This window comes from Methylophaga sp. UBA2689, assembly GCA_002354555.1.
Classification (GTDB): domain Bacteria; phylum Pseudomonadota; class Gammaproteobacteria; order Nitrosococcales; family Methylophagaceae; genus Methylophaga.
Genome location: DELT01000011.1, coordinates 1 through 398, shown reverse-complemented (window position 1 = coordinate 398; position 398 = coordinate 1). Strand labels below are relative to the sequence as shown.

Sequence of the window (398 nt, the reverse complement as noted above, 5' to 3'; positions counted from 1 at the left end):
CGCGGGATGATTGAATGAAAGACCTTACCCTGGAAATGACTTATCAACTGGCGTGATACCTGATTGGCAAGATTATTACGTGCATCAAACATGGTACGCACCATGCCTGTCACTTCTAAAGCGGGATTAGCTCGCTGTTTAACCCGTTCAATGGTGCGCAGCAGTGACGTCAGTCCTTCAAGGGCATAATATTCGCATTGAATGGGGATCAATACACCTTTGGAAGCCACCAGGGCATTCACCGTAAGCATACTCAGGGAGGGAGGACAGTCGATCAGGATAAAGTCGTATTTTTCCTTGCTGGATTCCAGCGCCAGTCGCAGGCGATGTTCACGTAATTTGATTTCCAGCAGTTGGACTTCGGCGGCAGTCAGATCGGTATTGGTTGGCATTACATC

General features: G+C 48.5%; 1 protein-coding gene. It reads right to left on the bottom strand.

The window, feature by feature from the left end:
• Nucleotides 1-398: ParA family protein (locus B3M51_RS00960; RefSeq protein WP_292756223.1), on the bottom strand; the 398-nt coding region annotated here is incomplete at both ends.